We start from the raw sequence: 19469 nt of genomic DNA on the forward strand, positions 1-19469 counted from the left end.
GAAAAATCATATACCCATTAGAATGTGCATTGTTTGCAAAGGCCGTTATGAAAAGCAAGGTTTGCATCAATTCCAAATAAAAAATTCTCAAATTATCACTAAAGTGAAATTTGGCAGGAGTTTGTATATTTGTAATTCATGTTTTGATAAAGATGAAAAAACATTGCAAAGGGCTTTTATGAGAGCTTGCAAAGGCAATTTTCATGGTAATATAAATCAGCAGGATTTAAAGGAGATATTTTTTAATGGCAGATGTAAAGATTAGCGAGATCGCTCAAGAGTTAGGATATACAAGTAAAGAAATTATAGAAAAAGCCAATGAAATGGGCTTAGAAGATATCAAATCCCCTAACAAAAAAGTATCTTCTGAAATCGCAGAGGCGATTTATCAATACGTTCAATCTGGTGAAATACTAGATGTGGTAAAAAAAGTAGCCAAACCTAAAAAAGAAAGTACGGCAAAAAAAACTTCAACTAAAAAAGAAGAAAATAAAAAAGAAGAGAAAAAAACTACTATTAAAAAAGAAAGTAAAAGCCCTACTAAAGCAGTAAGTGAAAAAAAAGATGAAATAAAAAAAGAAGAAAAACAACCTGAAAATCCTATAAAAAATGAAGTATTAGAAGAAAAAAAAGAAGAAATTAAACTCGATGAGAAGCTAGGTTCTAATTTAAATTTAGCCAAAAGAAGAGGCTTGGTCATCGTTAAAAAGAAAAAAGAAGAAAGCAAAGAAACTCAAATAAACAAAGAAGAAAAAGTTAGTACACAAGCTACTCAAGGTCTAAGTCTTAGCATGATTTTTTCAAATTCAGATGAGAATTTAAAAAGAAAGAAAAAAGAAAAGAAAAATCATCCTGTAGCAAGCAAAAAAGAAAGTACTACTAAAATGGATCTTTTGGGAGATAAAGACTTTGCTGATATTTCTTTAGAAGATGATGATATGGTGGTTTTACCTGATTTTAGTGTAAAAGAAAACAAACCAGCACAACCAGCAAACAAAAAACAACCAAATATCTTAAAGCAATCTTTAAATAATTCTATCAATCCATTTGGCGAGGGTGGTATACAAAGAAGAAGTCGTAAAAAGCCACCTAAAAAGGTAGAGAAAAAAGAAAGCGAAGCGGTCACAAGCGTAAGTATACCTAAAGAAATTCGTGTGTATGAATTTGCTGAAAAACTTGGTAAAAACACCGGAGAAGTTATCTCTAAACTTTTCATGCTTGGCATGATGACGACTAAAAATGACTTTTTGGATGAGGATGCTATAGAAATTCTTGCAGCTGAATTTGGCGTGGAGATTAATATCATTGATGAGGCTGATGAGTTTGATTATGTAAAAGACTATGATGAAAATCAAACAGAAGAAAATTTAAGCCAAAGAGCTCCGGTTATCACTATCATGGGGCATGTGGATCATGGTAAGACTTCTTTGCTTGATTATATAAGAAAATCACGCATTGCAAGTGGTGAAGCAGGTGGGATCACTCAGCATGTTGGTGCTTACATGGTGGAAAAAAATGGTAGAAAAATCACTTTTATCGATACTCCAGGCCATGAGGCATTTACTGCTATGCGTGCAAGGGGAGCTAGTATAACGGATATTGTTATTATCGTAGTAGCTGCAGATGATGGGGTAAAACCACAAACTAAAGAAGCGATTAATCATGCAAAAGCAGCTAATGTACCTATCATCATTGCTATTAATAAAATGGATAAAGAAAACGCAAATCCTGACATGGTAAAAACCCAGCTAGCAGAAATGGACATCATGCCAGTAGAATGGGGTGGAAGTCATGAGTTTGTACCAGTTTCAGCTAAAAAGGGTGATGGTATAGAGGATTTACTTGAAATTGTATTATTACAAGCTGATATTTTAGAGCTTAAAGCAAACCCAAAAGCTCATGCTAAAGCAAGTATTATAGAATCTTCAGTGCAAAAAGGTAGAGGTCCTGTGGCTACTATCATCGTACAAAATGGTACTTTAAGAGTGGGAAATACAGTCGTAGCAGGGGAAGCTTATGGTAAAGTGCGTGCTATGAGTGATGATCAAGGCAAAGCTTTAAAAGAAATAGGCCCAGGTGAGTGCGGGGTAATCATAGGTCTTAGTGAAGTAGCTGATGCAGGAGAAACTCTAATAGCTGTAGATAGCGATAAACAAGCAAGAGAATATGCTAATAAACGCCATGAATACAACCGCCAAAAAGAACTAAGCAAATCCACTAAAGTAAGCATAGATGAGCTTGGTGCAAAAATCAAAGAAGGCAATTTAAAAGCCCTTCCTGTGATCTTAAAAGCAGATGTACAAGGTTCACTTGAAGCGATTAAGGCGAGTTTAGAAAAACTCAAAAACGATGAGATTAAGGTTAATATCATCCATAGTGGAGTAGGTGGGATTACTCAAAGCGATATAGAGCTTGCAAGTGCTAGTGAAAACTCTATCGTTTTAGGTTTTAATATACGTCCAACTGGTGAGATTAAAGAACGTGCTAAAGATAAAGGCGTAGAGATAAAAACTTATAATGTTATTTACAATTTGCTTGATGATGTAAAAGCCTTGCTAGGTGGTATGATGAGTCCTATCATCTCTGAAGAACAACTTGGTCAAGCTGAAATTCGCCAAGTGATCAATGTACCAAAACTAGGACAAATCGCAGGTTGTATGGTGACAGAAGGCACGATCAATCGTGGTGCGAAAATCAGGCTCATTAGAGATGGGGTTGTGGTATTTGAAGGTAATGTAAGCTCGCTCAAACGCTTTAAAGATGATGTAAGAGAAGTTGCAAAAGGCTATGAATGTGGTGTAGGCATAGAAGGTTGTAATGATATGAGAGTGGGGGATTATATAGAAAGTTACAAAGAAGTTGAGGAACAAGTAAGCCTATGAACCCAGCTGAGATCAAAAAGCTACGTACAGAAAGCATTTTAAAAGAGCTTATACCAGAAGCTTTAGCAAATTTAGACAACGAAGCTTTAAAAAATTTGTGCGTAGTGGATGTAGAGTGTAAAAAAGGCAGATATGATGCTTTTGTGTATTTAGATAAAATGTTTTTTAATACCCAAGAGCAAGAAATCATACTCAACCAACTTAAAAAAGCCGCCCGTGCTTTGCAAAATTACTGCATGAGTGAGCAAGGGTGGTATAGATGTCCGAATTTTCACTTTAAATTTGATGATAGATTAGAGTATCAAAACCATATGGATGCTTTATTTGAGAAAATCAAAAAGGAACAAAATGAATCTTGAAGCACTTTGTAAAGAAGCAGGGCTTAGCTTTTATGATGATGAGCTAACAAGTGAAAATGGTAGAAAGATTTATAGAATTTATGTGCAAAAAGAAGGTGGAGTAAATCTTGATGATTGTGCTAGGCTTAGTGAGATTTTATCGCCTATTTTTGATGTAGAACCACCTGTGAGTGGGGAGTATTTTTTAGAAGTATCAAGCTGTGGGCTTGAGAGAAAACTTAGCAAAATCGAGCATTTTGCAAAAAGCATTAACGAACTTGTAAAAATCACAACTAGTGAAAAAGAAAAAATCGAAGCAAAAATCATCGCCGTAGATGATGAAAATATCACTTTAGAAAATTTGGAAACTCAAGAAAAAACTACTATAAATTTTAGCGACATAAGAAAAGCTAAAACCTTCATACAATGGTAAAAATTTAGAAATCTAAATTTTTACTCATCTTTTGTATAATTGAATTTAAACATAAGAATAAAAAAGGCGTATAATGCTTGAAAATAAATATGATTATAAAATCAGTAAAGCAGATAAAAATGGTAATGTGTATTATCATTTTCCAAAAGATGAAGATGAATTTAAAGAAGCAGTTGTAAAAAATGGTGGCATGAGTGTGTATGTTTATCAAGATGATAAATTAATAGATGAATTTCATACAAAAAGTCAAGGCTATAAATGGACTTCACCTATTTTTACCTATTTAAGAACTATGAACAAAAACGGGGAAAGATTTTATAGATATTATAAAAATTGCAAGTTATTTGCGGTTGTGGATTAAAAGGAAATAGTATGAATGTTGTTGAATTTCACTTTTCAAATGAAAATAAAATACAAGCACAAATAGAAAACTCAAACGAAAAAATTTTTAGAATATTTTTGGAAAAAAGATTAAAGACTGTTAATCAATATATCAATACAGCAAAATATGCAATTAAAGAATGCAAAAGATTAAATATTGTTAATAGAGATGATTTTGATACATTTCAAATAAACTCTATGGAAGTTTTAACAAATTTGTCATTTGAACTGAAAGATGGATTATTGCAAGAATATAATTTTAAGAGCGGAAAAGGTTGTCCGCATGCTTGCATTAATTCTCATTATTTGGAATTTGTAAAATATGTCAATGCTTATAAAAATTATGTTTCAAAAGATATGGTTAAGTATTTGAAAACAAGAGGCGGCGAGAAAGAATTTAAAGTAGAAATAAAAAATCAAAAGATAGAAGTTATAACGAGTGCTGATGCTGTTGAGCTATATTCTTTAAATAGGTTTTTAGAATATAGTGTTTTAAGTAAAAATGAAGATGATTTATATGCTAAACCATTATTTGAAGATATATTAAGTAGCTCAAATCTTAGTGCAATTAAGCAAAGTGAAAATGAAAAATTTTACAAAGAACAATATTTTGAAAATGAAAAATTACCAAATGAAAATCAAAATCTACCTTTAAATCAAATTCTTTATGGGCCTCCAGGGACAGGAAAAACTTATCATACTATAGATAAGGCCTTAGAAATTATATCAAAAGAAGAAAAAATACAAATTCCAAGCAAAGATGATAGGATAAATAGAAAAAAATTATTCGATGAGTATGTAAAAAATGGACAAATAGTTTTTACTACCTTTCATCAAAGCTACGGATATGAAGAATTTGTAGAAGGTATCAAACCTGAATTTGATAAAAAAGAACTAAAATATAAAGTAAAACCAGGTATTTTTAAGAAAATTTGCAATAAAGCTTTAGATAAAGAAATAAAAATAGCAACTAATGAAGATATATATATAGATAGAAATTCAAAAGTTTGGAAAATTTCTTTAGGGGCTAATGCTTCATTAAGAAGTGAGTGTTTTGAAAAAAATAAAATTTGTATAGGTTGGAGTGATATTCCAAAAAATAAAGATGAGCGCTTTTTAAATTTAGGTTCAAATGATAAAAATAGCATAATAAGTTTTGTAGAATACATGCAAATAGGGGATTTAGTATGTGTTTTTAATACTTCAACAACTATAAAAGGTATTGGAGTTATTACAAGCGATGTTGAATATAGTGAAGATGAAGAATATCAAACTTATAGAGAAGTTAAATGGATTTCCAAAGATAATGAAATAAATATTCTTGATTTAAATAGTGATAAAATTTTAGTACAAAAAACTGTTTATGAGTTATATAGAATTAATCCTAATGATTTATTAGAAAAGATAAAGTCAAGCAATCTTAATGATTTAAAGATTGTAGAAGATAATACAAAAAAGAATTTTATAATCATCATAGACGAGATTAATCGTGGTAATGTAAGTAAGATTTTTGGTGAGCTTATAACCTTAATAGAACCTAGCAAAAGAATAGGTGCTGAAGAAGAGTTAAAAGTAACTTTGCCTTATAGTAAAGATGAATTTGGAGTACCTAAAAATGTTTATATCATAGGCACTATGAATACAGCTGATAGAAGTATAACTTCACTTGATACAGCATTAAGAAGACGTTTTGAATTTGTCGAGATGATGCCTAAACTTAATGTTTTGTCTGATAATTGCAAAGGTGTAAATTTGCAAAAATTACTAGAATTTATCAATACGCGTATAGAATACTTACTAGATAGAGAAAAGACTATAGGACACGCATTTTTTATAGGCGTTGATAGTTTAGAGAAATTAAAAAATGTTTTTCAAAATAAAATCATCCCACTATTGCAAGAGTATTTTTATAATGATTATGCTTTGATTGACGCGGTTTTAAACAAAAATGGTATGTTAGAAAAACAAGATATAAATAGTGATTATTTGAAAAATATGACAGATTTTATAGAAAGTGATAAGGTTATTTATAAGTTTAGTGATAGTCAAAAATGGGATGAAGCTACTTTTAAAAAAATATATGAATAATGAAAACAATTAACACCTTTTCTATCATTGAACACCAAGCTTTTTCTAAAGAAGATTTAAAAGAAATTTTCAAAGAAAAAGCTGAAATATTTTATAAAGAGCTAGAAGACTTCGCAAAAAACAATGAAAGTCTTCTAGGCTTTAAAAGTAAAAACACCTTAAAAGCTAAAAATTATGTCGGCATTATACAGACTAAAAGTGGTGTTTTAGAAATCTTGCCAAAATGCATGGCAGAAGATAAACTATCAAGTGAATGTAAAGAAAAATCAAAAGAAGATACTAATTCAAAATACGATAAAGAAAAATTAAAAAAATGTTATAAACTAGATAATATCTTTAAAAATGATGATTTTAGCAAAGAAGATCTTAAAAATGATCCTAGTATTCTTTTAATCAATATGCTAAAAACCTTAAAAAATTCTCCCTTTAAAAAGTCTCAAATTTCATCTTTACAAATTGCTAAAATGCCTTTGTTTGAAGTATTTATCACGATGTTTTTAGATGAATTTGATAGTGTGTATAAAAAAGGTTTGATGAGATCTTATGTAAGTAGTGAAGAAAATAGAACTTTTTTAAAAGGAAAATTACTTTTTAATGAGCATATAAAATCAAATTTAATACACAAAGAAAGATTTTTTACAAGTAGCGATGAGTTTGTTTTAGACATAGCTCCAAATCGTTTGATAAAATCAACGTTAAATTTTTTAAAATCCAAAACAAGCTCGAATAAATTTAAAATCATCAAAGCTATGCAAATGCTTGATGAGGTAGAATTTTCTAAAAATTATGAAAAAGATTTTAGTTTTAAAATTTCAAGACATTTTGATTATTATGAAAATATACTTTCTTGGTGTAAGGTATTTCTACAAAATCAAAGCTTTGCTCCATATAAAGGTAAAAAAGAAGCCTTTGCTTTGCTTTTTCCTATGGAAAAACTTTTTGAAAACTATGTAGCTTATATGTTTAAACTTGCTAATCCTAGTGAAAATATAAAAACCCAAAGCAGTGGAAAGTATCTAATCTCAAAAAATGATGAAAAGTGTTTTATGTTAAAGCCTGATTTATATATAGAAAATAAAATGATCTTAGATACCAAATGGAAAATTCCAGATGATAGTGAAGATGAGAAAAAACATGGTATATCGCAAAGCGATTTATACCAAATGTTTGCTTATGCAAACAAATACGAGATAAAGGAAATTTATCTTATTTATCCTCTATGTGAGAGAACTTTTGACTTAAGAGAGAAATTAAAAACTAAAGATATTAAGTTTTTAGCACAAGGTTTTTTAAAAGCTTGCGATGAACATGTAAAGCTTAAGGTGTTTTTCGCACCTTTACCTTTTTAGGAAGTAACATGAATCACGAATTTTATATGAATTTAGCCATAGATGAAGCTTGGAAATATCAGCTTTTAACCTACCCCAATCCAGCCGTAGGCTGTGTGATCTTAGACAAAAATGGCAAAATTTTAAGCATAGAAGCACACAAAGAAGCAGGCAAGGCTCATGCAGAACTTGAAGCAGTGAGTAAAGCCTTAAAAGCACTTAATCCAAATTTAGATTTACCACAAAATGCAAACGATTTGCATGAGTTTATTTGTCAAAATCATCAGGGGTTGTTAAAAGGTGCTAGTGCTTATGTGAGTTTAGAACCTTGTAATCATCAGGGTAAAACCCCACCTTGTGCGAAACTTTTTAGCACGCTTGGTTTTAGTGAAGTTTTTATTGCTACTAAAGATGAGCACAAGCTCGCAAGCGGTGGAGCAGAGTTTTTAAAAGATCAAGGCATAAAAGTTCACATGGGAATTTGCGAGCAAAGAGCTAAAGAGCTTTTAAAGCCTTTTTTAAAATGGCAAAAATCAAGCTTTAAATTTTTTAAACTAGCCCTTTCTTTAAACGGCTCTGCTTATGGTAAAATCGTAAGTTCTAAAGCAAGTAGAACCTATGCTCATGCATTACGCTCAAAGCTTGATTTACTTGTAGTAGGTGGAGAAACTATAAGGCATGATAGGCCTATTTTAGATGCAAGGTTAGTTCAGGCTAAAGCACCAAATTTATGCATACTAAGCCGTCAAAATTTAGAAAGTTTTGATCCAAACATTCCTTTATTTAGCGTACCTAAAAGAGAAATTTTTACAAACATTCCTAGTGAGGCTAAATTTATCATGTATGAGGGTGGGGAGAATTTTTTAAAAGCCTTTAAAGATGAGCTAGATATGCTTTTAATTTTTTCAAACTCAATTTTAAACACCCTTGAAAATGTTAAGTTAGATTTAAAACTAAAGCCTTTATATAAAGGCTTTTTAGAAAATGATACTTATGGATTTTATGAGATTATTAAATCTTAGTAGATTTTTTGTGAGCTTATTTGTGTGAAAAATTGCACTAAAGTGTTAGCAAAAAAGCTAGCGCTTTGCTCTTCTAATCGTTTTAAAAACTTATCTATGGCATCTTCTTTTTGCCAGATAGGGTTTTGTACTTTGGCTAGTTTTTCTACTTCTTTTTTGGCTTGCTCGTAATTGCCTATTTTATCAATGAGTTTTAATTTTAAAGCCTCATTAGCTAAAAATACTTTCGCATCAGCCCATGAGCTTGTTTGATTTAAATCTAGCTTGCGATTTTTAGCGACAAATTGTGTGAAAAGCTCATAGCTTTGATTGGCTAAATTTTGCAAAAAGTCTTTTTCATCTTCGCTCCATTTGCGCATGAAAGTTCCCGCTTCTTTATAGCTTCCTGCTTTGATAGTTTGCTCATTTATACCAAGTTTTTGTGCAAGATTGCTTACTTCAAAGCCTTGCATGATTACCCCAATAGATCCTACAAAGCTAGCAGGATTAGCGATGATCATATCAGCTCCCACCGCACTTAAGTAGCTTCCGCTTGCTATAGTTCCACCTGCATACACTACCACAGGCTTTTTAGCTTTAAGATCTTGTATAGCTAAAGCTATTTCCATACTTGGTGCAAAAGCTCCACCAGGGCTATCTACAAAAAGCAAAATTCCTTTTATAGCTTTATCATCTTTGACTTTGTAAATTTGTTCTAAAAGATTACTCGCATCGCTAATTTCACCTTTAAGATTAATTTGTGCTAAGTTTGCATTAGAAAGTTTGGCATTATCCCCGCTTGGAGCAAGGATTAAAAACACGATAAACAAAAACACAAAGGTTTTAAAATAAGTGTTGATATAAGAAATGATTTTTCCAATTCCTTTAAAAAATGATTTTATAATTTGCATTCTTTTCCTTCTATAAAAAGTTTTAACACTTCTTTGCTTTGTAAGATAAACTGCAAAGGAAGTTGTTTTAAATTTACACTATTTGGTAAAGCAAAAAGACTAAAATCAGCTATCTTGCCTTTTTGAATTTGGCCTAGGTTTAAATTTAAAGCTTTTGCGGCTTTATTTGTTGCCATTAAAAGCAATATTTTAGCAAAATTTTCTAACTCTAAATCATCATGTATAAGTAAATTTGCTTTCATTTCATCAAGCATACTTAAAGAAGCATTTGAACTCAAACCATCAGTTCCTAGATGGATATTAATACCATTTTTTAAAGCAGATTTTAATTTAAAAGTTTTTTTACTCAAAAGTCTGTTTGAAAAAGCACAATGCGTGATCGAGTGTAAATTTTTATCTAACAAATCCCATTCTTTAAAATACACACAATGAGTAAATAAAGTCCTTTGGTCTTTAAAAAGTTCTAAAAATTTTTGTGGAGTGTAAAATGGCATAGGATTTTTGCTAAATTTAGCCAAGCTTTTTTTAAAACCACCTTTTTTAAACCTTAGCCAGTTGTTTTCATGATTGCTTTCAAGAAAATGTGTGCTTAGCAAATGATCATTTTCTCTAGCAAGTTTTATAGCAAATTTGGCAAGTTCTGGATGGGTTGAGTAGGGCGCATGCACTGAAATAGCAGGGATAAATTTAGAACTTTTAAAACGCATGCTTTTTTTATAGCGAATTAGAAATTCCTCTTTTTTAGCTTGGATAAAATTTGCATTTGAACCTAAAATTTCATTAAAAAATACCACTCTAGTTTGTGAATTGACGCAAGGGCTTAAATCACTCCCAAAGCTTGAAATTTCTCCTATGGTAGCAGTGCCACTTTTTAGCATTTTATGGATATTTTGTGAGATTAATTTTTCTTTGGCTTTTTTGTTTAATTGCTCGCGGTTATTAAAAACGCTATCAAGCCATTTTAAAAAGTCTCCAAAGACTAAATTTCCATTATTTGCACTAAATTCTAAATGCGTATGTGGATTGATAAAAGCAGGTAAAAGTAAGGTATCTTTTGGAGTTGGTATAAGCTTAGCTTGTGGGTAGGATTTTTGTAAATTTTCTAAGCTATCAATTTCTAAAATATTATCATCAAAAAGAACTGCTTTGTTTTCTAAAATATTAAAATTATCATCGCAAGTTAAGATGATTTTAGGTGCTATTATAAACATTTTACCTCCTTTAAAAAGGGAAATTGTAGCTAAAATTTAGCTTTAAAATGCTATAATATAGTAAATTTTACTAAATAAAGGTTAGATTATGAAAGTTATGGTAATACAAGGACCAAACATCAATATGCTTGGTGTGAGAGAAACTCATATTTATGGCAATATGAAAATGGAAGATATCCATGAGCAAATGAAACAAGCCGCAAAACAAGCTAATGTAGAGATTGAGTTTTTTCAAAGTAATTTTGAAGGTGAGTTAGTTGATAAAATTCAAGAATGCTTAGGCAGTGTAGATGGAGTGATTATTAATGCAGCTGCTTATGCACACACTTCTATAGCAATCCGCGATGCGATTGCAGCGATTAATATGCCTGTGATTGAAGTGCATATTAGCAATACTTATAGAAGAGAAGAATTCAGACAAAAAAGCATGATAGCGCCAGTTTGTGCAGGTAGTGTGGTAGGTTTTGGTCCTTTTGGTTATCATATGGCTTTAATGGGACTTTTCCAAATTTTTGATCAAATCAATGCATATAAAGCAGCTCAAGCAAAAGCACAACAAGCAAATCAATGAATTTTATCTTAAAAAACGAAAATGCACTTTTTTATGAGTGTGGCTATTCTTGCGATAATGCTTTGTTTTTAAAACTTGAAGATCAGGCTTTTTTCATCACTGATGCAAGATATAGCTTTGAAGCTAGCGAAATGATAAAAAATGCTAAGGTAGTTTTAGCACAAGATCTTTTTGCTAGTGCTAGAGAGCTTTTAGAAAAAGCAGGAATTGATAAGGTGTGTTTTGACTCAAAAGACTTTAGCTATTTTGAATTTAAAGAACTTAGTAAAAGTGCAAATATCGTTTTTGAAGAAAAATTAGATTTGAGTAAAAATAAACGCATTATAAAAAATGCTAAAGAATTACAGCTTTTGCAAAAGGCTGTAAATTTTGGTAAAGAATGCTTTGAAGAATTTGCTAAATTTATCAGCCAAGAAGGCCATGGAAAAAGCGAAAAAGAATTACATTTTAAAGCATGTGAAATTTTTCAAAAAAAAGGTGCTTTAGGACTTTCTTTTTCACCTATTGTGGCTATTAATGAAAATGCGGCTAAAGCACATGCTTTACCTAGTGATAAATGTTTAGAATATGGAGATTTGTTATTAGTTGATGCGGGTGTAGTTTATCAAAGGTATTGTTCTGATCGTACAAGAACGGCTTGTTTTGATGAGAGTGGCATAGTTTTTGATAAAAATAAGCCAAATTTTAAAGATAAAGAAATTATGCAAATTTATGAAGTGGTCAAGCAAGCTCAGCTTCAAGCTATAGAAAAAGCACGCGTTGGTATGAGATCAAGTGAGCTTGATTTTATCGCAAGAGAAGTGATTAAAAATGCAGGTTTTGAAAAAGAATTTATTCACAGCTTAGGGCATGGAGTGGGGCTTGATATACATGAGTTACCAAACATTAGTCCAAGAAGTGATTATGAACTAAAAGAAGGTATGGTATTTACTATTGAACCTGGAATTTATATCAAAGATAAACTTGGTATTAGAATAGAAGACATGGTCTATCTTGATAAAGAAAAGGCAGTGGTGTTATAATTTGCTGATTAAAGGAGCTAGAAGGTTAGAAAAAATTCGTTTTTTTCCTTTTTATTCAAAGGCAGTTAAAAAAGGAAAATACATAGCCATTATAGGACTTGGAAGCAATATAGAAGATGAAAAAAAACGCTTTCGGAGTTTATTTAGGCTTTTAATGCAAGATAAACGTTTGCAAGTATTGCAAACATCGCCATTTTTGATTAATAAAGCTTTTGGCTTTGAAGAACAAAAAGACTTTACTAATGCAGTGATGGTTGTAAGTACAAGTTTGCATGCAAGAGCACTTTTAAAAGTTTTGTTTTTTTATGAGTTTAAATTCAAAAGAAAAAGAACTTTTAAAAATGCTCCTAGAACGCTTGATTTGGATTTGTTGTATTTTTCAAAAAAAGCGCGTAAAGATGAGTATTGCACAGTGCCTCATGTGGGGGTAAATGATAGAATTAGTGTAACTTTGCCTTTGGGCTTGTTAAGATAAGGAAAAATATGGGACAATTGATTCATACTTTTACAGTTGAAAGCACAGATGAGATTATACCTAAGGTTAAGCAAGATTATGGCGATAAGGCTTTGATAGTAACTAATAAGCAAATTCGTCCAAAAACTATCAATCAAAAACCTTTATACGAGGTTATAGTAGCGATTGAAGAAGCTGATTATGAAGAGCATTTAAAACAAAATAATTTACCTATGCCACCAAAGAAAAAACCAAACACAGCAAGTTTTCCTGAGGCTAAAATTCAAGCACCAAAATTTGAAGATGAAAAAAAAGAAGAAGATGTAGTGCTTGATTTTTCTTCAAAAGCTAAGCAAAAACCTATTAATCCTTATTTAAATACAAGCAAAAGAGATGATAATTTTTTAAATTTAAAAAATAAACTTTCTCAGGTTAGTTCAGAAATTAGCAAGGTTTCAAACTATCAAGATTTTTCTATGCCAAATCCAAATTATGATAAAAAAATTGAAGCCTTTGAAAAGCAAATGAATAAGCTTAATGATAAAATGAATTTGCTTGTGGATATGATGTGGGATGATAAGGCAGATTTACGCAAAGAATTAGCTATACCACCTGAGTTTGCAAGTATTTATAAGCAAGCTAAGGCAAGTGGCATGCAAGAAGCGCATTTAGAAGCGATTATGAAAGCGACTATTGAAAATATGCCAAGCACTATGAAAGCAAATCAAGAAGCAGTGCAAAGGTATTTTTACTCACTTTTGCGCAATATGCTTCCATGTCGTTTAGAAAGTGAAATTAAAAAGCAAAAAATCATGATGTTAGTAGGTCCAACAGGAGTGGGTAAAACTACTACTTTAGCTAAACTTGCTTTTCGCTATGCTTATGGAGATAGACGCTATAAAACCGGTATTATAACTCTTGATACGTATAGAATAGGCGCAGTAGAGCAACTTTTCCAATATGCTAAGATGATGAAGCTTCCTATTATTGATAGTATAGAGCCAAATGACTTAGATGATGCGATTAGAAGTTTAAATACTTGTGAGGTTATTTTAGTAGATACAACCGGAAATTCACAATATGACAAGGCAAAACTTGAAAAAACAAAAGAATTTTTATCGCATTCTAATGCACAAATTGATGTGAATTTAGTGCTTTCAGCAAATACAAAATATGAAGATTTATTAGAAACTTATAATAATTTTTCATTTTTAAATATAGACACCTTAATCATTACCAAATTTGATGAAACAAAAGTATTTGGAAATGTATTTTCTTTACTTTATGAAACTAGCACTCCGATGAGCTTTTTTTCCATAGGTCAAGAAGTGCCTGATGATATAGAAGTGGCTAATAGTGACTTTTTAGTGCGTTGTGTGTTAGAAGGTTTTAGAAGGGATGAAAATGAGTAATCAAGCAGAAAAATTAAAAGATCTAGTAAAAAATGAAAACTCAAATGTAAAACATACTCATTTTATCGCAGTTACTAGCGGTAAAGGTGGGGTTGGAAAAAGTACTTTTAGCGCAAATTTGGGCAACATCCTAGCTAAAAATGGTTATAAAGTAGGGCTTTTTGATGCAGATATTGGGCTTGCAAATTTAGATGTGATTTTAAATGTGCGTGTGGAAAAAAACCTTTTACATGTTTTAAAGGGTGAATGCTCACTAGAAGATATTTTAATAGAAGTAAAGCCAAATTTATGGCTTATCCCAGGTGAAAGTGGCGATGAAATTTTAAAATATAATGATAAAAACATTTATGAGAGATTTTTAAATCAAACAAGTATTTTAGATGATTTAGACTTTTTAATCATTGATACAGGAGCAGGCATAGGTGGTAATATAGGAAATTTCTTAGAGATGTCTGATGAGGTTATTGTCATCACTGTGCCTGATCCTGCTGCGATTACCGATGCTTATGCTACTATAAAAACCACTTCAAAGACTAAAGAGAATTTGTTAATGGTATTTAATGTAGTTAGGAATGAAAATGAAGCTTTGAGAATTTTTGATAATATTAAAAAAGTAGCAGATATTAACATTAAGCATAATTTAAATTTAGAATTTTTAGGATTTTTAGGTCAAAGTAAAGATATTAGTTCTAGTATTAAAAAAAGAACTTTATTTAGTGATGATGACACTAATGCAAGTGATGAGCTCAAAGCCATAGCTTCTAAGCTTTTGTATAGGTTGGAACAAAAAGTGCTTAATAATGTGGGAGATAAAAGCATTATGAGTTTTTTCAAAAAGCTTTTGGATCGTTTTTAGATTGAGGGAAAAAGATGAGACCAGAGAATTTTGTTGCTTTTTTTACTGTTTGTGGCTTTTTTATAGGATTAATGTTTACCATAGTTAATATAGAAGATGCAGTAGAGATAGTTGTATATACTTGTTTGATTACTTTTGTATTTTATGTGTTAATCCATATAGTAATTATGATTTTTGTAGATGTTAATAAAATTAGCGGTAGAAGCTTTAATAAAGAAAAATATGAAAATGAAAATAATAGTTTTATAGCAGAATTAGCCGCAAGAGAAAAGAAAATGGATTACTTGCTTGAAAAACTTCAAGAAGAGCGTGAAGACCTTAAAAAACTTGAAAGCTCTTCAAAAAGAAAAGTAAAACATGCAGCCGCATAATGCCTATGCTTCTACGCTGAAAAAAGAACAAGATGACTTAGTCATCTCTTATATGCCAGCATTAAGAGCTATGGCTTTTAGGCTTAAAGAGCGTTTGCCTGCAAGTATTGATGTAAATGATTTAATTAGTATTGGTGTAGAGGAAATGATCAAACTCTCACGCCGTTATGATAGAGAACAAAATGATAATTTTTGGGGTTTTGCAAGAAAAAGAGTTAATGGAGCTATGCTTGATTATCTAAGAAGCCTTGATGTAATGAGTAGAAGCAATAGAAAAATCATCAAAGATATTGATGCTATCATAGATGAGTTTTATCAAGAAAATGAAAAAGAGCCTGATGATGAGTATTTAGCACAAAGACTAAATTTAGAAGTAGAAAAGGTAAAAGAAGCAAGAGCGGCTCATGCTATATCGCTTGTTATGCCTTTGGATGAACAGCTAAATTGCTTTAATGATAGCAATATCATAGAGCAAATAGAAAAAGAAGAATTAATAGAAAAAATCAATGCAGTTTTAGAAGAATTTAAAGAAAGAGAAAAGCTTGTAATACAGCTTTATTATTATGAAGAATTAAATTTAAAAGAAATTGCAGAGATTTTAGAGATTAGCGAGTCAAGAATTTCACAAATTCATAAGCGTTTGCTTAAGAAGATTCGAGAAAGGCTAGTTTAATGGCTGAGATACTTTCCCAAGAAGAAATTGATGCTCTTTTAGAAGTTGTTGATGATGATAGTGATGAAAGTGCAGCTTCTTCGAAATTAGAAGAGCTAGAAGATAAAAGAGATATAGTAGTATATGATTTTAAGCGTCCAAACAGGGTTTCTAAAGAACAACTTCGTTCTATTAAAGGGATTCATGATAAATTAGCAAGAAATCTTGCTTCGCAAATTTCATCTATGATGAGAAGTATAGTTGAGATTAAACTTCACTCGGTGGATCAAATGACTTATGGTGAGTTTTTGATGTCTTTGCCTTCGCCAACAAGCTTTAACGTTTTTTCAATTAAACCTTTAGATGGAAACTGCGTTTTAGAGATTAATCCAAGTATTGCTTTTCCTATGATAGATAGACTTTTAGGTGGTCAAGGAGAGAGTTTTGATACCTTAAGAGAGCTTACAGAAATCGAGCTTAATTTGCTTGATTCTATTTTGCGTATTATTATGCAAAGACTTAAAGAAAGTTGGATGAATGTCACTGAAATTTATCCAAGTGTTGAAGCAAAAGAATCAAGTCCAAATGTTGTGCAAATAGTTTCTCAAAATGAAATTGTTATCATGGTGGTAATGGAGATTATCATCGGAAATTCAAGTGGTATGGTAAATATTTGCTATCCGGTTGTGCATTTGGAAAGTATTTTGAGTCGTTTGGCAAATCGTGATATTATGATGGGTGAAACTTCGGCTAAAAAATCAAGAAATAAAGAACTTAAAACCTTGATCGGTCGTGCTGAGGTAATTTATGAAGCTATGCTTGGTAAAACTTTTATCAATGTAAATGAATTTTTAGATTTAAAACAAGGAGATATTTTAAAGCTTGATAGAAGCGCAGATGATAAAGCTATAGTAGCTATTGATAAAAAAGAAGTATTTTTAGCTCAAGTGGGACTTCATAGATTTAGAAAGTCAATTAAAATCTTAGAACTTATCAAAACTGATAAAGATGAGATTAAAGAAATGCTTGAAAAATATGAAGATGAAAGAAGAGCAAAAGCAAATTCGTATGATGATAATGAAGAACTAGAAGAGGAAGACGATGATCAATGATTTTTTAGGCATATTCGTCAATGAATGTGTAAGTACAATAGAAGGTTTAACAGGAAAAAGTGCTGAATTTAGCGAATATTATGAGTATGATGTAAATTCTCAAGATTCTATGACTCCACCATTAGTTAGCGCTACTTTTAGCGTTAATAATGAAATGAAAATCAAAATCCTAGCCAGTGCAGTTTTAATGAGTGCAATTGGTGAGTGGATGATGGGAGAAGAAGAAATCTCCAAAAACAGTGAGCTTAATGAAGATGAAATGGACGCTGCTAAAGAAGCTATACAAAATATCATCTCAGCGTTTTCTACAACCTTAGGCGCGCAAAAAGAAATTCCAAAAATGGAGTTTAGTCTAGAAAATTGTGAATTTGTTGCAGATAGTTTAGAACTTGGTGGTTTTCATAAACTATATTTATACAATGTAAAAATAGCTGATTTAGAAGAAAAAATTTCTTTGGTTTTTGATGAAAAAATTTATAAGATTTTAACTAAAACTGACTTAGAAGAAATTGTAGCAACAAATGAAGATCATACACAAGATCATAAAGCCTTGGCTAATGTAGAAGAGCTAAGAAATATCGGTTTGATTATGGATGTACGCTTACCTATAAGAGTGCGTATAGGTAGTAAAAAAATGCTTTTAAAAGATGTTTTAACCATGGATATAGGTTCGGTTATCGAGCTTGATCAATTAGCAAATGATCCTTTAGAAATTTTAATAGGTGATAAAAAAATCGCTTATGGGGAAGTAGTTATCGTAGATGGAAACTTTGGAGTGCAAATTACTGAGATAGGCTCTAAAAAAGAAAGATTAGAACAACTAAGATGAAAGAATGTATTATTGAGGACGTTGCTCATCTTAAAGAATTAGAAAAAATTCAAAAAGGCATAACTTTTTTTGGTTCTGCGCGCTTAAAAGAAGATAATGAGTATTGTATTTTGGCTTCAAAATTAGCTCAAAAGTTAGCAGATCTTGGTTATAGTATCATCAGTGGTGGTGGCGGTGGTATTATGCAAGCTGCAAATTATGGGGCTATGCAAAGTCAAACTTCACACTTAAAATCTTTTGGATTTAATATACATTTACCATTTGAGCAAAAAGCAAATGACTTTTTAGAGTATAATATCACTTTTAAGAGCTTAGCCATTCGCAAAATGGCTCTTATTCAAAAGAGTCTAGCTTTTGTGATTTTCCCAGGCGGCTTTGGAACATTAGATGAATTTTTTGAAATTCTTACTCTTAAACAACTTAGTTTTAAAAAAGATGTTCCTATTATTTTAGTTGGGCAAAAATTTTGGCAACCTCTTGATGAATTTATCAAAACTTCTTTACTAGGACTTGGAACTATATCTAAAAATGATGAGTTGAAGTATAGTATAAGTGATGATTTGGATGAAATTATAAGAATGATAAAGGAAAAAGATGAAAATTCTTGTTGCAATGAGTGGGGGTGTAGATAGTACTGTAACTGCTTATAAGTTAAAACAAGCAGGACATGAGATTATAGGTTGTTATATGAAGCTTCATGGAAAAGCTAATTATCATGAAGAAAATATACAAAAAGTTGAAAAAGTTGCTAAATTTTTAGACATCAAATATCATATTTTAGACTTACAAGAAGATTTTAAAAATCAAGTTTATATGCCTTTTGTTAATACCTACAAAGAAGGAAAGACGCCAAATCCTTGTGCATTGTGTAATCGTTTTATCAAGCTTGGCAAGCTTTTAGAATTTGCTAAGAGTTTAGGTTGTGAAAAATTAGCCACAGGTCATTATGCAAGGATAGAAAATGGTTTGATTAAAACTGCGGTTGATGAGAGTAAGGATCAAAGCTATTTTCTAGCAAATGCAGATAAAGAGGCTTTGGAGTATTTGATTTTCCCTCTTGGAGAGATGAAAAAAGAAGATGTGAAAAAATTTGCTTCTACAATCGATGTTTTAAAATCTTTTGCAACACAAAAGGAAAGTTCTGAGATTTGTTTCGTGGAAGATACTTATGTGCAAGTTTTAGATCAGTTTATGGATACTAAAATTCCAGGTATTGTAAGAGATAGTAGTGGAAAAGAAGTAGGAAAACACGAAGGTTATATGCACTATACCATAGGTAAAAGAAGAGGTTTTGAGGTACGCGGGGCTCATGAGCCACATTTTGTATTAAAAATTGATCCTAAGAAAAATGAAATCATAGTAGGTAAAAAAGAAGAGCTTAAGATAAGTGAATTTAACCTTGATAATATTAATTTATTTATCGATGCTAAAGAGCTAGATTGTGAAGTAAAAATACGCTATAGATCAAGATCGACCCCATGTAAAGTTTTGATTAATGAAGATAAAAGTGCAAAAATCATCTTACAAGAGCCTGTTTATGGACTTGCTAGCGGACAAATGGCGGTATTTTACGATAAAGATTTAGTTCTTGCAAGCGGATTTATTAAATAAAAAAGC

General features: G+C 31.1%; 21 protein-coding genes. 19 read left to right on the plus strand and 2 right to left on the minus strand.

Annotated features, from left to right (window positions below; all coding sequences use genetic code 11):
* The first annotated feature begins 22 nt into the window (after positions 1-22).
* The 8 genes from L8V77_RS07675 to ribD all read left to right on the plus strand — a co-directional run bounded on the left by L8V77_RS07675 (position 23) and on the right by ribD (position 8472).
* On the plus strand, positions 23-265 hold the full coding sequence (locus tag L8V77_RS07675; RefSeq protein ID WP_412175130.1) for a hypothetical protein: 243 nt from the start codon (positions 23-25) through the stop codon (positions 263-265).
* Positions 246-2882 carry a translation initiation factor IF-2 gene (gene infB / locus L8V77_RS02065; RefSeq protein WP_263706471.1) on the plus strand — a complete coding sequence of 879 codons (2637 nt, stop codon included), beginning with the start codon at positions 246-248 and terminating at the stop codon, positions 2880-2882. Before L8V77_RS07675 ends, infB begins: the two co-directional genes overlap by 20 nt.
* On the plus strand, positions 2879-3241 hold the full coding sequence (gene rbfA, locus L8V77_RS02070; protein ID WP_039617407.1) for a 30S ribosome-binding factor RbfA: 363 nt from the start codon (positions 2879-2881) through the stop codon (positions 3239-3241). The genes infB and rbfA overlap by 4 nt, the downstream gene beginning before the upstream one ends.
* On the plus strand, positions 3231-3653 hold the full coding sequence (gene rimP, locus L8V77_RS02075; protein WP_039625257.1) for a ribosome maturation factor RimP: 423 nt from the start codon (positions 3231-3233) through the stop codon (positions 3651-3653). The genes rbfA and rimP overlap by 11 nt, the downstream gene beginning before the upstream one ends.
* 73 nt (positions 3654-3726) lie before the next feature.
* Positions 3727-4014: a hypothetical protein gene (locus L8V77_RS02080; protein ID WP_263682584.1), complete on the plus strand. Its 288-nt coding sequence runs from the start codon at positions 3727-3729 to the stop codon at positions 4012-4014.
* 11 nt (positions 4015-4025) lie between these two features.
* Positions 4026-6122, plus strand: a complete 2097-nt coding sequence (locus L8V77_RS02085) for an AAA family ATPase (protein WP_263682586.1) — start codon at positions 4026-4028, stop codon at positions 6120-6122.
* On the plus strand, positions 6122-7471 hold the full coding sequence (locus tag L8V77_RS02090; RefSeq protein WP_263706473.1) for an McrC family protein: 1350 nt from the start codon (positions 6122-6124) through the stop codon (positions 7469-7471). Before L8V77_RS02085 ends, L8V77_RS02090 begins: the two co-directional genes overlap by 1 nt.
* Before the next feature lie 8 nt (positions 7472-7479).
* Positions 7480-8472, plus strand: coding sequence for a bifunctional diaminohydroxyphosphoribosylaminopyrimidine deaminase/5-amino-6-(5-phosphoribosylamino)uracil reductase RibD (gene ribD / locus L8V77_RS02095; RefSeq protein WP_263706475.1), 993 nt, complete (start codon positions 7480-7482; stop codon positions 8470-8472).
* Here the strand turns inward: ribD and sppA are convergent.
* Positions 8469-9362 carry a signal peptide peptidase SppA gene (sppA, locus tag L8V77_RS02100; protein WP_263706477.1) on the minus strand — a complete coding sequence of 298 codons (894 nt, stop codon included), beginning with the start codon at positions 9360-9362 and terminating at the stop codon, positions 8469-8471. The two genes, ribD and sppA, sit on opposite strands and share 4 nt — an antisense overlap.
* Complete coding sequence (locus tag L8V77_RS02105; protein WP_263706478.1) at positions 9350-10573, minus strand: metal-dependent hydrolase; 1224 nt, start codon at positions 10571-10573, stop codon at positions 9350-9352. The genes sppA and L8V77_RS02105 overlap by 13 nt, the downstream gene beginning before the upstream one ends.
* An 88-nt stretch (positions 10574-10661) precedes the next feature.
* Here L8V77_RS02105 and aroQ point away from each other — a divergent pair, with 88 nt between their 5' ends.
* From aroQ to mnmA, 11 genes are read left to right on the plus strand one after another with little or no spacing between them, the layout of a single operon-like run.
* Positions 10662-11144, plus strand: a complete 483-nt coding sequence (gene aroQ / locus L8V77_RS02110) for a type II 3-dehydroquinate dehydratase (protein WP_039625266.1) — start codon at positions 10662-10664, stop codon at positions 11142-11144.
* Positions 11141-12166, plus strand: coding sequence for a M24 family metallopeptidase (locus tag L8V77_RS02115; protein WP_263706480.1), 1026 nt, complete (start codon positions 11141-11143; stop codon positions 12164-12166). Before aroQ ends, L8V77_RS02115 begins: the two co-directional genes overlap by 4 nt.
* Before the next feature lies 1 nt (position 12167).
* A complete protein-coding gene (gene folK, locus L8V77_RS02120) occupies positions 12168-12641 on the plus strand; it encodes a 2-amino-4-hydroxy-6-hydroxymethyldihydropteridine diphosphokinase (RefSeq protein ID WP_257941879.1) in 474 nt (157 codons plus the stop codon).
* 8 nt (positions 12642-12649) lie between these two features.
* Positions 12650-14032 carry a flagellar biosynthesis protein FlhF gene (gene flhF / locus L8V77_RS02125; RefSeq protein ID WP_263706483.1) on the plus strand — a complete coding sequence of 461 codons (1383 nt, stop codon included), beginning with the start codon at positions 12650-12652 and terminating at the stop codon, positions 14030-14032.
* On the plus strand, positions 14025-14888 hold the full coding sequence (gene flhG, locus L8V77_RS02130) for a flagella biosynthesis ATPase FlhG (protein ID WP_133319628.1): 864 nt from the start codon (positions 14025-14027) through the stop codon (positions 14886-14888). The genes flhF and flhG overlap by 8 nt, the downstream gene beginning before the upstream one ends.
* Before the next feature lie 14 nt (positions 14889-14902).
* On the plus strand, positions 14903-15259 hold the full coding sequence (locus L8V77_RS02135; protein ID WP_039617428.1) for a hypothetical protein: 357 nt from the start codon (positions 14903-14905) through the stop codon (positions 15257-15259).
* Positions 15246-15932, plus strand: coding sequence for an RNA polymerase sigma factor FliA (locus L8V77_RS02140; protein WP_263706485.1), 687 nt, complete (start codon positions 15246-15248; stop codon positions 15930-15932). The genes L8V77_RS02135 and L8V77_RS02140 overlap by 14 nt, the downstream gene beginning before the upstream one ends.
* A complete protein-coding gene (gene fliM / locus L8V77_RS02145) occupies positions 15932-17023 on the plus strand; it encodes a flagellar motor switch protein FliM (protein WP_039667962.1) in 1092 nt (363 codons plus the stop codon). Before L8V77_RS02140 ends, fliM begins: the two co-directional genes overlap by 1 nt.
* On the plus strand, positions 17013-17852 hold the full coding sequence (fliY, locus tag L8V77_RS02150) for a flagellar motor switch protein FliY (RefSeq protein WP_039617433.1): 840 nt from the start codon (positions 17013-17015) through the stop codon (positions 17850-17852). Before fliM ends, fliY begins: the two co-directional genes overlap by 11 nt.
* Positions 17849-18484 carry a TIGR00730 family Rossman fold protein gene (locus tag L8V77_RS02155; RefSeq protein ID WP_263673229.1) on the plus strand — a complete coding sequence of 212 codons (636 nt, stop codon included), beginning with the start codon at positions 17849-17851 and terminating at the stop codon, positions 18482-18484. Before fliY ends, L8V77_RS02155 begins: the two co-directional genes overlap by 4 nt.
* On the plus strand, positions 18447-19463 hold the full coding sequence (mnmA, locus tag L8V77_RS02160) for a tRNA 2-thiouridine(34) synthase MnmA (RefSeq protein WP_214135637.1): 1017 nt from the start codon (positions 18447-18449) through the stop codon (positions 19461-19463). Before L8V77_RS02155 ends, mnmA begins: the two co-directional genes overlap by 38 nt.
* The last annotated feature ends 6 nt before the right edge of the window (positions 19464-19469 follow it).

This window comes from Campylobacter sp. IFREMER_LSEM_CL2127, assembly GCF_025771745.1.
Classification (GTDB): Bacteria; Campylobacterota; Campylobacteria; order Campylobacterales; family Campylobacteraceae; genus Campylobacter_D.